This window comes from Limosilactobacillus albertensis (assembly GCF_014145555.1).
Classification (GTDB): Bacteria; Bacillota; Bacilli; order Lactobacillales; family Lactobacillaceae; genus Limosilactobacillus; species Limosilactobacillus albertensis.
Genome location: NZ_JACIVD010000055.1, coordinates 23,805 through 36,198, shown reverse-complemented (window position 1 = coordinate 36,198; position 12,394 = coordinate 23,805). Strand labels below are relative to the sequence as shown.

The following is a 12,394-nucleotide window of genomic DNA, read 5'->3' as shown; positions in this document are numbered from 1 at the left end:
TAATAAATTGCTTAGTATAAACAGTATTGCGATTTAGGGCGTATAATTTATACTAAGATTTAGTTTAAAAAATGATGATTGGGGAAACGCTGATGGTAAGAAACGTAATGGAATTTCAGCATGTAAGCAAACAGTATGACGATAACGTTGTATTGCGTGATATAAATTTTGAAATTGAGACTGGCAAATTTTATACCTTATTAGGGCCATCAGGTTCAGGAAAAACGACCATTTTACGCTTGATTGCCGGGTTTGATCATCCTAGCAGTGGTGAGATTTATTTTGATGGAAAGCAGGTTAATAACGTTCCAGCTAACCAACGGCAAGTAAATACGGTTTTTCAGGATTATGCACTTTTCCCTCATATGAATGTTGCGGAAAATGTCGCGTTTGGTTTACAAATTAAGGGTGTCAAGAAAGCAGAAATTAAACAACGCGTAAAGGAAGCATTACACCTTGTCCAGCTAGATGGATATGACGATCGTGAAATTACGGCAATGTCAGGTGGACAGAGGCAACGGGTTGCTATTGCCCGGGCAATAGTTAATAAACCGAAAGTATTATTATTAGATGAAGCTTTATCTGCCCTTGACCATAAACTCCGGGTTCAGATGCAGACTGAATTACGGCAATTACAACGACGCCTTGGAATTACTTTTATTTTTGTTACTCATGACCAGGAAGAAGCACTGGCAATGAGTGATCAAATTATGATTATCAATGACGGTAAAATTCAGCAAAGCGGCACGCCGGTCGATATTTACGATGAACCGCTTAATCATTTTGTTGCTGATTTTATTGGTGAAAGTAATATTGTACCTGGAATTATGAAAAAAGATTATGTAGTTTCAATTAACGGGCAGGATTTTGAATGTGTGGATGCGGGGATGAAGCCAAATGAAAGAGTCGAAGTGGTAATTCGTCCTGAAGATCTTGATATTACGACAGTTGAGAAAGGAAAACTTATTGGCACAGTTGAAACGCAGCTTTTTCGGGGTGTCGATTATCAAATCACAGTAATTGATCAACGAAATCATAAGTGGAAAATTAATTCAATTCATAAAACAAAGGTTGGCGCAAAGGTCGGAATTACGTTTGATCCTGAAGACATTCATGTTATGAGGTATAACGAAAGCGAAGAAGATTTTGATGCGCGTCTTGACAGCTACGAGGAGGGGGACTAATGCGGCAAAAAGCAATGTTTATAGTGCCATACGCATTGTGGATTATTCTATTTGTAATCGCTCCATTGGTATTAATTTTGTATCAATCATTTTTCAATATTAATGGTCAGCTGACCCTCAATAATTACGCTGAATATCTAACATCAGGCGTTTACCTTAAGATGACGCTTAATTCTGTTTGGTATGCCTTCCTGATTACGCTTGTCACATTAGTAATCAGCTACCCGACAGCATATATACTCAATAAGCTGCCTAATAAGCAATTTTGGCTCCTACTGGTAATTTTGCCAACATGGATCAATTTACTATTGAAAACTTACGCGTTTATCGGTTTATTTAGCCGGACGGGAACAATCAACGGATTCCTCCAATTTATGGGCCTTGGAAGTCATCAGCTTCTCTTTACCGACGCTAGTTTTATGTTTGTAGCTGCTTATATTGAGATACCATTTATGGTTTTGCCAATCTTTAATAATCTGGCTGAGATTAATCCATCGTTAATAAATGCTAGTTATGATTTAGGGGCTACCCACTGGCAAACATTTCGGCAAGTGATTTGGCCTCTTTCCATGCCGGGGGTAAAAGCGGGGATCCAGGCTGTTTTTATCCCATCGCTATCACTCTTTATGATTACCCGATTGATCGGTGGAAATCGGGTAATTACTCTAGGAACCGCGATTGAAGAACATTTCCTTACAACACAGAATTGGGGGATGGGTTCAACGATTGGGGTTGTCCTTATTATTGCAATGTTTATTATTATGTTTGTTACTGGAGATAATAAGCGGAAAGGAGGACGCCGTTAATGAAGAAGCATCGATGGTCATGGGGGACGATATACCTCGCCCTCGTGTTTGTGATTTTATACGCGCCAATCCTTTACTTGGTTATTTTTTCTTTTAGTAGCGGGCAAACGATGGAAAAATATCATGGCTTTTCTTGGCAGCACTATGCGGACTTGCTTGCGGATTCACGGATGATTGCAATCGTTATTAATACATTGTTAGTAGCTTTTCTGGCGTCATTATTAGCAACTATTATTGGTACTCTAGGGGCCTTAGCAATTAAAGATGCACGCCGACCGTGGAAAAACAGCTTATTGTCACTAAATAATGTTTTAATGGTTTCACCAGATGTAATTATTGGTGCCAGTTTTTTGATTTTCTTTACCATGCTTGGGGTGCGGTTAGGTTTTATCTCGGTTCTGCTAAGTCATATTGCCTTTTGTATTCCAATTGTTGTTTTAATGGTGTTGCCGAAATTGAATGAAATGTCACCAACACTAGTAGATGCGGCTTATGACCTCGGTGCTAGTCGCTGGCAGGTACTTTCCCGGGTAATATTGCCATTGATCGCACCAGGAATTTTTGCTGGTTATTTTATGGCCTTTACTTATTCGTTAGATGATTTTGCAGTAACTTTCTTTGTTACCGGAAATGGGTTCTCAACGCTGTCAGTTGAAATCTATTCTCGTGCCCGTCAAGGAATTAACTTGGAAATTAATGCCCTATCTACATTGATGTTTATCGTTTCGCTTCTTTTAGTGATTGGGTACTATCTTATTAGTAAGCGGGGCGGTCGTCGTACCCGGATTGTTGCTGTTAAAGAGGGGGATGTTCAATGAAAAAGTTATTTACTGCCTTCCTCGCGATTGTTGCTATCTGTGTTTTGCTAGCGCTTGGTGATGTTGCCTTTAACCAGCAAAAGACGGGTGGTAGTAAGCAAACACTAACAATCTATAATTGGGGAGACTATATTGACCCGGCATTGATAACTAAATTTGAACATCAAACGGGGTATCACGTTGATTATGAAACATTTGATAGTAACGAATCGATGCTAACAAAAATTCGTCAGGGCGGGACAAATTATGACGTTGTTATCCCGAGTGAGTATACCGTTCAGCGGATGAAAAAAGAACACTTAATTGCCCCGCTTGATCATCATAAGCTGCCTAATCTTCATTATATTGATCCACAATTCCTCAACCAGTCTTTTGACCCTGATAATCGCTACTCTGTTCCATACTTTTGGGGTACTTTAGGAATTATTTATAATGATCAAAAAGTAAATGCAGGAGATGTCCAGCACTGGGAACAGCTCTGGAATCCGCAGTTGAAAAATAATGTGATGCTGATTGATAGTGCTCGGGATGTCTTTGCTGTTGCTCTTATTACCCAGCATCATTCTGTCAATACAACTAATTATCACCAACTGCGGCTTGCGCAAGCTCATTTAAGGCAATTGACGCCAAATGTGAAAGCAATTATTGCTGATGAGATGAAAATGTACATGGAACAGGATGAAGCTGCCGTCGGGGTAACTTACTCGGGTGATGCGCGTGAAATGATGGATATCAACCCGCACCTTCATTATGTTGTTCCGAGTGAGGGAAGTAATATATGGTTTGATAACATGGTAATTCCTAAGGCCGCGCGGAATAAAAAAGCTGCCTATGAATTTATTAACTTTATGTTAGATCCACAGAATGCGGCCCAAAATGCAAAATATGTCGGGTACGCTACACCAAATAAAGCAGCTAAAAAGGAGTTGCCAAAGAAGATTACAAACGATAAAGCCTTTTATCCACCCGAAACAACGATGAGGCATCTTCAGGTTTATCGTGATCTTCCATTAAAAGTTTTAGGCGAATATAATGATTTATTCTTAGAATTTAAAATGTTTGCCAAATAATTATTAGCAATATAACAGGACTTCTAGCACTAAAAAAGAGTGTTAGAAGTCCTATTCTTTTTAATTTAACTGGGGATGTGCTTTACTAAGAGTAAACGGCAAAAAGGAGGCAGCTTATGAAAAAATTTTTAGCGATTAACCATGAATTCGTTGCCCGAAGCTACATTTTATTTCCAACGTTACTATTTGCATTTTCTATTATTGCGCACGCAAATGTAATAACTTTCGTATGGCCGTTTATTTTTGTCTATACCGTTGAAAAAGTAATGCCGTTTATTTTAGATGGACACTTAAATCTAGCATCATGGTCAGGCGTTACTAAGTTTTGTTCATTAGTTGCCTTTGTAGGTGGAATATTTGCCTGTGTTGGTATTTATTTTCGTTTTGAGTGGCTCGCTAGTACTGCTGCAATTTTAATTGGGTTTGGTGTTACGGGTTTGAAGTTACTTGGCGATCCTAATAAGGAAGTTGCAGGGATTAACTTTAAGCGAGTGAATGTAATTGCGGGACTTAGTGTTATTGGCGGATTGCTTGCGCTAGGTTTCTTGTTAATGAAAACCCCGTTAGTCGTCGGCTTTATTTTTTATACCATTATTTTAGGACTTGAAGTCTTATATGCTTATATTGTCGTTAAGCGGGAAAAAGCACCGCTTAATCTTAAATTTTCATTCAACCTCAAAACAGCATTTCCGGCACTGGCAGTTCTTGTCGTTGTATTTATCATCAGTTTTTTTAAGAAAACTGGTCGAATATCTGACTTTAGCTGGGTATTAATTATCCTTGCGATTTTAGGAATTATTTTAGAATTACGTAATATTTTTGGTCAGCCGTTTAAGCTTTTTCGGATTTGGCTAGGAGCAATAAAAAATTATGTCATTATTTATACCCTGTTATTTGCCTTTCAACAGAATAAAGTTTATTGGATATTTATCGTTTTTATTGAACTAATGGCTTGTGGGATGCTAACCGGCTTTTTGAATCATCGCCTTCAAAAGATAGGATTAGGAATACGTTATAAGGCCACTCTAGGAGTATTATTCTTTGGCCTGTTCCTAACTTACACCGATCGAACATATCTGGTTGGGACAGCAGTAACTGTTCTAAGCTCGTTACTATTAGGTAAGTGGGTAAAAATTCAGGCGCCGGATGATGATAATAGCATTGATCAAAAGTTGTCGGTTTTCGGCTCATTATGTAATCAAGTTGCGCTTTTTGGAATGTTAGAAGTAATTTCTTTCTTTAAGCTGGATAACAAAAGTGCGCTGCTAATTCCGTATATCGACCATCAGCAAGAGTTACAGTATAGTCGTGAAATGTTTTATCTACGGGTAAGCATGATTCTGCTCTTTATCATTACAGGAATCTTTGTGATTTTTCACGATCGAAAATACTTATTTGTAAGCAATAGTCAAAAATAAAAGAGCGGGGCGGAACGCGTATGTCTAATTCCGTCCACCCCTATCAGTGCAGAAGTGGTTACTGCTAATTATTTTGTATATTTAGGTGAAGTTTCAGGTGCCCATAGTAGGCAAATTATCCCACCGATTAAAAGAACAATCGTGCAGACAAGCATAGCAAAGGCCGGTCCGCCTAAGTGCGTTAAGATCGGCAGTAAAAAGGTTCCGCTTGCAGCACCAAACCGGCTGATAGTGATACAGGTACCAACACCACTGGCGCGAACCTTAATATCAAATAATTCTGTGGGGTAGGGGTAGTCTAAAACGAGTCCTGCAGACAGGATTATGGCAAAAATAGCAAAAATACTAATTTGCAGAACCGAAGAAAAACTATTTCCAAGGATTAATAAGATTAACGCGATTGCTGAAAGGAAAAATGTACCAACTAAAAACATTCGGCGACTGATAATCTTAAATATCCAGCTACCAATAATTACACCAATGAAGATACAACCGTTATAGATAATCCCAGAGAGGCTGCTATTACCAAGATGCATCCCTTCTAAAAGGATTGGTAAAAAGATGCTGATGCCAAAGAAAGAAAATGCCTGGCAAGCATAAAATAGGCCACCAACAATTGTCCGCTGGCGGTATTGAGGACTGAACAGGGTCTTAAGTGAGATGTCCGAGGGCTTTTTACTACGAATTTGTTTTAATGAAAGACCCCATTTTTTACCAAGGTGCTTTTGAATTACTTTTTGGGCAGCATGGTTTTTTCCTTGGTTTGCTAACCAGCTTGGCGATGCTGGAATGCGGAAAAATGACCGGTAGACTGCAGCAATTAATCCAGGAATAGCACTTGATGCGAGGATAACCTGCCAGTTGTGCGCCCCGAACCCGGTAATTAGAATTCCGGTAATATATGAGGCGATAAAACCGATTGTCCAGTAAACAATTAACTGGCTTTGTAGCCGACCGCTTTCTTTAGCTGGCAGCCATTCAACTAGCAGTGCGTTTCCGACGGTATAGTCAATTGCAATCATTAAACCAATCAGAATCCGTAATATAAAAAGAATAGTAAGATTTGTGGTTATTAATTGTAGGATAGAAAATACAGAAAAAAGATACATGTCGAGCATCAACATCTTTCGTCGACCAAATTGATCAGATATTTTACCCATTAATGCGCTACCCGCTAACCCAATTAGGCTTCCGGCACCGATCAGACCAGTCCAGAAGTCATTGATATTGATATAGCTGTTAGCTTGCGCAAGTGCGGTCCCGCTGATTCCGAGGGCAAAGCCGCAAGCAATTTGACCAAAAACAAGGGCAAGATATATGCGTAAGTGAATTGATGATAAGGGTGCTGTTTTGTAATTTTTCTTTGTATATTCCATAAAAAAATAGGCGTATTATTTATCTAAATTATGCCTATTTGTTTGATTCCTCCTTGTGAAAAATAAAATAGTGAGTAATATTACCCTAACAAAAATAAGTATTTGATGCAAATTGCCTTGTGAAAATGGCAAAAATAAAACTGAGGTTGCATCATTCTCAGATTACAGCCTCAGCTATTTTTAATTATTATTTTTTGCTAATTTACTATGCCAGTAGCCATAGGTGAAGTAAATAATGATCCCGATACCAAACCAGATAGCGGCACCAATGTAAGTTTCCTTTTGCAACTGGGTCATCATTGCGAGACAGGCAAGGCCAGAAATGATTGGCAAGACGGGGTAAAGAGGAACCTTAAAACCACCACGGTTGCCGATGTCTTTTCGCTTGCGGAGAGGAATGATTCCAAATGACACAAGCATAAATGCGAATAATGTCCCAATGTTAACCAGACTAGTTAGTTGGTCTAAGGAGACAAGACCACCCATTGCTGCGATGATAACTGCGACTATCCATAACGCAATTTGTGGCGAGTGGCTCTTTTCATCAAGCTTACCAAGGAATGAAGGAAGAAGGCCATCACGTCCAATTGCATAAATAAGACGTGAACTGGAATAAATCATGGAAACCATCATTGTAAACATTCCGATTAAGGCACCGATTGATAGTAATTCGGCCAGCCAGTCCTGGTGAACCATTTGGAGAGCGAATGCTACTGGGTTAGCAACATCAAGTTTAGTGTATTTAACCATTCCCGTTAGCACAACTGCGACTCCCGTATACAAGATTGTTGCAACGGCAAGCGTCCCGATAATCCCTAATGGCATGTTTCGCTTAGGATTTTTAACCTCGGCAGCAGAGCTAGAGACACAGTCGAACCCAAGATAAGCGAAGAAACCAATTGTTGCCCCGTGGATAACACCTTTCATATGATATGGCAAGAAAGGATGATAGTTGCTTGGCTTGATGAAGAAGAAGCCGACAATAATGAAAATCAGGATAATTGCAATTTTAAGAAAGACCGCAATATTATTGATCCGGATTGAAGACTGCATTCCTCGATCAAGCATCACTGTAATTAAAAGGACAATCACAACCGCTACGATATTTATGTAGGTACCATGAGCTGGATCAAATGGACCTGAGATCGCTTTAGGAAGGTGAATCCCGACAGCTTCAAGCAGGGTATTAAAGTAGGCTGCCCATCCAGTCGAAACAGATGCAACTGCCAGCATATATTCAAGGACTAATGCCCAGCCAAGCAGCCAGCCAAGAAATTCACCAAACACTACATTTCCGTATGAGTATGCACTACCAGCGACTGGCAATGCAGAAGCAAACTCGGCATAACACATCGCAGCCAGTGCACAGACAATTGCTGAAAACAGAAATGACAATGACACTCCTGGTCCAGCTGATTTGGCGGCAATTGTTCCTGGGAGGATAAAAATCCCGGTACCAATAACAGTACCAATCCCAATTGCCATGAGATCACGAGCATTCATTGATTTAACGAAAAGCTTGTCCTCACCAAGATATCGATCAAGACTTTCTTTTCGCATAATGTTTAAGCTCATCTTTTAACCCACCTTTGCTATAATATATTGTACGTGCCGAAATGGTTCGCCACGTTTATAATTAATAATGATACCTTTAATCAATATTAAAAGTCAATTAGAAAATTTTAATTACAAAAGAGGGATAAAATGGCTATTGAAGTTACTAGTGGAGCGGTTGTATATCGTCAAGGCGAAAATGGAATTGAGTACTTATTATTGGAAAGTCAAAACAAAGGTCATTTCTGGGGATTCCCCAAGGGTCATGTAGAAGGGCATGAGTCATTAAAAGAGACGGCCATTCGTGAAATAAGAGAAGAAACACAACTTGAATTGCCAATTGATACAAGCTTTAAGGTTTATACCGAGTATGATTTACCAAACGGCAACCGCAAGCAAATGACCTTGTACACCGCAGAACTGGATAATAAGGAAGACATTCATTTACAGGCAGAAGAAATTAAAAATTGTGGTTGGTTTAACTATGATGAGGCACGGGCAAGATTAACGTACGACAATTTAAAAGAACTACTTGATCAAGTTAATAATCATTTAAACTAAATATGAAAGGGAATAATTATGTCTTTGTAGTTACTGGTGCCGCTGGATCGGGGAAAACAACTGTTGCCAATTACTTGCAGGAGAATTATGGTATGCAGCGAGTGATTACTCATACTACCCGGTTGCCACGGGCAGATGAAAAAGATGGTGTCGATTATCATTTTGAAACACCAGCATCGATGAAAAAACTGCATCTACTGGAGGAAGTAAAGTACGATCAGTTTCAGTACGGGTCTTCTTTTGAAAGTCTTGAAGAGGGATGGAAGAATGGACACAATGAAGTGATTGTCCTCGATACAGCAGGAGCAATTACCTATCATCAAAAGCTCGGTTCAAAAGCAGTAATAATTTTTCTCACCGTTACTCATATGGATGCCTTAGCTAAGCGCATGACGCTTCGTGGTGATAAAATAAGCGCTATCAGGTCACGTTTGCATAGTAAGGAATATCATCGTGACCTTGCCCTGCCTGACGCCTTAAAGGGGACGGCACATGTAGTGGTAAATGACCAGTGGAAGAAGACAAAAGAACAAGTAGATGCAATTGTTAAGCAAATGCTGTCCAAATGAGTTTAAAATATGGTAAAATAACACTTCTAATCTGGGGGTGAGATGATGCAGGAATTAGTTGATCAGGCGCGGGCAGTTGTTAAACAAAATCACTTGCGTTGGACAAAACAGCGCCAAAAAATGATTGAATCCGTGGCACGCTATCCTGACCGATATTTTAATATTGCCGAGGTTGACCAATATCTCCGTAAACAATATCCGGGATTAAGCCATGACACTATTTATCGTAATTTTAAGGAATTTGAAAAATTAGGGATTGTTGAATTACGCCAGCAAGACGACCAAATGCAAGTTAAATATTCGTGTGATTCTACTCATCATCACCATTTTATTTGTGACGTTTGTGGACGAGTTCAGGAAATTCAGATGCCGCCAATTGATAAAGAATTCTTTGAAAAGCAGTTACCAGGAGCTAAAATTACTGGTCACCGATTTGAGTTGCATGGAGTTTGTGCTGAATGTCAGGCAAAATCTTTACAATAAATTCATATTTATCAGCACAATTTTCGTGTATTATATACTCTGGAAAAGGAGAATGAAATATGGGAGCAAAGATACCGCCATTAGTAACCCCGTTTGCGCTCGTATCATTAGTACTTGCGTTAGGCGCCACCAATGTTGTGGTTAACAAAGCAACGCATACTTCAGAAGGTGCAAAGGTAACGTCTGTATCAACAAGCCGCCAGTTTCAGCAGTCGGGAGACGATGAGAGCAATCAATCTAGTCGTAATTCACAAAGTAATCGTGATGATGACGATGAGAGTGAAAGCAGTTCATCAACAACCAGAACAAGTAACAGTACAAATACGACAACTGGCGATGCTGATAATGATACGGATCAAACGACGCGTTCAACGGGTAATAATGATAATAATACAACGACGAATCGGTCTAATAGCACGAATGATAATAATAGTGCTAACCGTAACAGTACTTCCCAAACAACGGGAACAACTAACAATAATACAACGACCACTCAGGGTACGACCGGTAATACAACCGGAACGACCTCAACTGAATAATAAGGAGGCGAGTTATTAATGTTTAGTTTTCTTGATATGATTAACTCGTCATTGAGTTATTTTAACCTTGATGTAAAGTTAAAAAGTCGGATCTACATTGCGATTGCCTTTTTAGGTGATATTTACTTAGTTTATGTTACTTTCCGGCTATTTATGAACCACGTTTGGTTGCGAGCATTTCTATATTGTTTAGCAGTAATTGGATTGACATATTTTATTTACTTGAATTTCGTCTTTTATTTCTTAGAAAAGACTTCCAAATTTGATGTTATCTCGCCACGGGTTGCAAAGATTACCGGTCAGAAATTTGATGATGGTAAATCAAAGACGCCGCTTGATGCCCAACAACGTTTAGCAGCTGAATTGGCAAAACGTTCTAATGGTATTTTTACAGCTGATGATACTATTCCGGCTGCTGTAGCCATTGATGAGTATGAGCAGCAAAACTTGCATAAGGTTGTCGATCAACTATTAATGGAAGGAATTTTCGTTAATGGGTATGACGGCTTGAGTGAAAAAGAGATTGTTGAGCAATATCATGCTACTGATAAGCCAGTAACAGCTTTAAATTCACAGTCTGTGCCACCGTACTTTGAACTGGTACATGATGAATTACGTCACCGCCTTGAGATTTATATTGGAATCAATCAAATGGAACGGCACGCAGTTGGTCATATTACTAAGATTGGGTTGACAGACGTTCATACTGCTCATGACAAGTATCGCCTGTATCTCGCATCAGTAGTTGTAAACGGTGGGCCTAATAAGATTGCGGGCCGAAGCGGATCAACTATTTTAACTGAAGAAGATTACGGCTTACAAGTTCAGGTAGCATATAAACAACGAAATAAAGATTAAAAAATAGAAGTTGAGTTTTCAAATGCTCAGCTTCTAGTTTTTTTATTGAGTATTAAATATTATTTTTCTCTGAATTCGCCATCAACAATATTGTCACCATTGTTTGTATTATTTCCGTTATATTCAGGCATAATTAAAGCGGCTAATAGGTAGAAGACTCCTAGTGGGAAAAAGCCGGTAAATACAAAAACAAGGATACCAATTATTCGTACCAGTGTCTCATCAAGACCGAAGTAATCTGCAATTCCGCCGAATACACCAAGAAATACTTTGTTTTTAGATTTAGTTAAGTGCTTTTTTGTTTTTGCCATAAAGAACCCTCCAATCATATCAACTTGTTACAACTATTATACCGTACTTTTAGATGGGAAGGTTAATATAAGCAGAGGATTATGGTAAGCTTGACCGAAATACAATAAGAGAATAATATAGTATTTCGTTTAACTAAGATACATATCGGAGAATGGCTGTGAACAAAAAAAGATTATTGTCTCAAATGGAGATGGATATCTTTAATTACCCCTGTTGTGTTGTATTGCAACAAGCTAGAATAATTATGTTAAATTTGTATTATATTTAGGGAGGGAAGCGTTGTGCGTGTTACAAGAACTATTCGTGATTTCGAAAATGCATTGATAACATTATTAGAAAAAAATTCTTTTGAGAGTTTGACGGTTGATCAGATTTGTAAGGAGGCCTTGTTACACCGGAGTAGCTTTTATCGCTATTTTAGTGACAAATATGACCTCTTAGAGCAAACGCTAAATGCTCAAATTAATAAATTGACGGAAAACACTGATTCTGAAGATGATATTATTAAGCAATTATTGTCATATATTGAGAAGAACAAGGAAGTTATTCGTCACCTAGCACCTAATAGTGCACGAAGCTCTTTATACACAGAAATTCTCAATATTTTAAGCCAGATTTTATTAGAGCGCCGGAATATTGAGACTAACGATCCGATTGTCATCGCATTAAAGAAAGCTGAAAATCCAGAAATGTTAGCTTATGTTTTAAGCGGTGCAATCATTGGAACATTCTACTGGTGGCAAGGCAATAACTATGACGTGCCAACAGAAGATGTTGTTAAATTTGCACGATCAGCAACACGATCATTAACTAATTAAAATTATGAAAGGATAAAGCTTGAGGTGA

14 protein-coding genes are annotated in these 12,394 nt (G+C 38.8%); 11 read left to right on the top strand and 3 right to left on the bottom strand.

The annotated features are described in order from the left end of the window. The first annotated feature begins 92 nt into the window (after window positions 1–92). The 5 genes from H5S41_RS03495 (at window position 93) to H5S41_RS03475 (ending at window position 5,296) form a co-directional block, all read left to right on the top strand. Window positions 93–1,184, top strand: coding sequence for an ABC transporter ATP-binding protein (locus H5S41_RS03495; protein WP_182602352.1), 1,092 nt, complete (start codon window positions 93–95; stop codon window positions 1,182–1,184). After that, on the top strand, window positions 1,184–1,990 hold the full coding sequence (locus tag H5S41_RS03490; RefSeq protein ID WP_182602351.1) for an ABC transporter permease: 807 nt from the start codon (window positions 1,184–1,186) through the stop codon (window positions 1,988–1,990). The genes H5S41_RS03495 and H5S41_RS03490 overlap by 1 nt, the downstream gene beginning before the upstream one ends. Next, window positions 1,990–2,808 (top strand): ABC transporter permease, encoded by an 819-nt coding sequence (locus H5S41_RS03485; RefSeq protein WP_182602350.1) that lies wholly within the window; start codon window positions 1,990–1,992, stop codon window positions 2,806–2,808. The genes H5S41_RS03490 and H5S41_RS03485 overlap by 1 nt, the downstream gene beginning before the upstream one ends. Continuing rightward, window positions 2,805–3,878, top strand: a complete 1,074-nt coding sequence (locus tag H5S41_RS03480) for an ABC transporter substrate-binding protein (RefSeq protein ID WP_182602349.1) — start codon at window positions 2,805–2,807, stop codon at window positions 3,876–3,878. The genes H5S41_RS03485 and H5S41_RS03480 overlap by 4 nt, the downstream gene beginning before the upstream one ends. Window positions 3,879–3,994: 116 nt before the next feature. Continuing rightward, window positions 3,995–5,296 (top strand): hypothetical protein, encoded by a 1,302-nt coding sequence (locus tag H5S41_RS03475; protein WP_182602348.1) that lies wholly within the window; start codon window positions 3,995–3,997, stop codon window positions 5,294–5,296. 68 nt (window positions 5,297–5,364) lie between these two features. Here H5S41_RS03475 and H5S41_RS03470 read toward each other — a convergent pair whose 3' ends face one another. Both H5S41_RS03470 and H5S41_RS03465 read right to left on the bottom strand, forming a co-directional pair. Continuing rightward, on the bottom strand, window positions 5,365–6,672 hold the full coding sequence (locus tag H5S41_RS03470; RefSeq protein ID WP_182602347.1) for an MFS transporter: 1,308 nt from the start codon (window positions 6,670–6,672) through the stop codon (window positions 5,365–5,367). Window positions 6,673–6,852: 180 nt separating this feature from the next. Beyond that, a complete protein-coding gene (locus tag H5S41_RS03465; RefSeq protein WP_182602346.1) occupies window positions 6,853–8,247 on the bottom strand; it encodes an APC family permease in 1,395 nt (464 codons plus the stop codon). Between the two features lie 129 nt (window positions 8,248–8,376). Between H5S41_RS03465 and H5S41_RS03460 the strand changes: the two genes are divergently transcribed. Genes H5S41_RS03460 through H5S41_RS03440 form a run of 5 tightly spaced genes read left to right on the top strand, consistent with a single transcriptional unit; the run spans window position 8,377 to window position 11,236 of the window. Continuing rightward, window positions 8,377–8,787, top strand: a complete 411-nt coding sequence (locus H5S41_RS03460) for a bis(5'-nucleosyl)-tetraphosphatase (protein WP_182602345.1) — start codon at window positions 8,377–8,379, stop codon at window positions 8,785–8,787. Between the two features lie 2 nt (window positions 8,788–8,789). Then, window positions 8,790–9,356, top strand: coding sequence for a guanylate kinase (locus tag H5S41_RS03455; RefSeq protein ID WP_182602344.1), 567 nt, complete (start codon window positions 8,790–8,792; stop codon window positions 9,354–9,356). A 45-nt stretch (window positions 9,357–9,401) separates the two neighbouring features. Beyond that, window positions 9,402–9,839, top strand: coding sequence for a Fur family transcriptional regulator (locus tag H5S41_RS03450; RefSeq protein WP_182602343.1), 438 nt, complete (start codon window positions 9,402–9,404; stop codon window positions 9,837–9,839). Between the two features lie 59 nt (window positions 9,840–9,898). Beyond that, window positions 9,899–10,378 (top strand): hypothetical protein, encoded by a 480-nt coding sequence (locus tag H5S41_RS03445; protein WP_182602342.1) that lies wholly within the window; start codon window positions 9,899–9,901, stop codon window positions 10,376–10,378. 18 nt (window positions 10,379–10,396) lie between these two features. Further along, on the top strand, window positions 10,397–11,236 hold the full coding sequence (locus H5S41_RS03440; protein ID WP_182598041.1) for a DUF6681 family protein: 840 nt from the start codon (window positions 10,397–10,399) through the stop codon (window positions 11,234–11,236). Window positions 11,237–11,295: 59 nt separating this feature from the next. On the opposite strand, the gene H5S41_RS03435 is transcribed toward H5S41_RS03440, so the two are convergent. Next, window positions 11,296–11,547: a PspC domain-containing protein gene (locus tag H5S41_RS03435; protein WP_182602341.1), complete on the bottom strand. Its 252-nt coding sequence runs from the start codon at window positions 11,545–11,547 to the stop codon at window positions 11,296–11,298. A 282-nt stretch (window positions 11,548–11,829) separates the two neighbouring features. Here H5S41_RS03435 and H5S41_RS03430 point away from each other — a divergent pair, with 282 nt between their 5' ends. Then, window positions 11,830–12,366: a TetR/AcrR family transcriptional regulator gene (locus H5S41_RS03430; protein ID WP_182598039.1), complete on the top strand. Its 537-nt coding sequence runs from the start codon at window positions 11,830–11,832 to the stop codon at window positions 12,364–12,366. The last annotated feature ends 28 nt before the right edge of the window (window positions 12,367–12,394 follow it).

Excerpts from the sequence above, each read along its gene's own strand:
- H5S41_RS03495 (WP_182602352.1), top strand. The coding sequence starts at position 93 with ATGGTAAGAAACGTAATGGAATTTCAGCATGTAAGCAAACAGTATGAC.
- H5S41_RS03490 (WP_182602351.1), top strand. The coding sequence starts at position 1,184 with ATGCGGCAAAAAGCAATGTTTATAGTGCCATACGCATTGTGGATTATT.
- H5S41_RS03485 (WP_182602350.1), top strand. The coding sequence starts at position 1,990 with ATGAAGAAGCATCGATGGTCATGGGGGACGATATACCTCGCCCTCGTG.
- H5S41_RS03480 (WP_182602349.1), top strand. The coding sequence starts at position 2,805 with ATGAAAAAGTTATTTACTGCCTTCCTCGCGATTGTTGCTATCTGTGTT.
- H5S41_RS03475 (WP_182602348.1), top strand. The coding sequence starts at position 3,995 with ATGAAAAAATTTTTAGCGATTAACCATGAATTCGTTGCCCGAAGCTAC.
- H5S41_RS03470 (WP_182602347.1), bottom strand. The coding sequence starts at position 6,672 with ATGGAATATACAAAGAAAAATTACAAAACAGCACCCTTATCATCAATT.
- H5S41_RS03465 (WP_182602346.1), bottom strand. The coding sequence starts at position 8,247 with ATGAGCTTAAACATTATGCGAAAAGAAAGTCTTGATCGATATCTTGGT.
- H5S41_RS03460 (WP_182602345.1), top strand. The coding sequence starts at position 8,377 with ATGGCTATTGAAGTTACTAGTGGAGCGGTTGTATATCGTCAAGGCGAA.
- H5S41_RS03455 (WP_182602344.1), top strand. The coding sequence starts at position 8,790 with ATGAAAGGGAATAATTATGTCTTTGTAGTTACTGGTGCCGCTGGATCG.
- H5S41_RS03450 (WP_182602343.1), top strand. The coding sequence starts at position 9,402 with ATGCAGGAATTAGTTGATCAGGCGCGGGCAGTTGTTAAACAAAATCAC.
- H5S41_RS03445 (WP_182602342.1), top strand. The coding sequence starts at position 9,899 with ATGGGAGCAAAGATACCGCCATTAGTAACCCCGTTTGCGCTCGTATCA.
- H5S41_RS03440 (WP_182598041.1), top strand. The coding sequence starts at position 10,397 with ATGTTTAGTTTTCTTGATATGATTAACTCGTCATTGAGTTATTTTAAC.
- H5S41_RS03435 (WP_182602341.1), bottom strand. The coding sequence starts at position 11,547 with ATGGCAAAAACAAAAAAGCACTTAACTAAATCTAAAAACAAAGTATTT.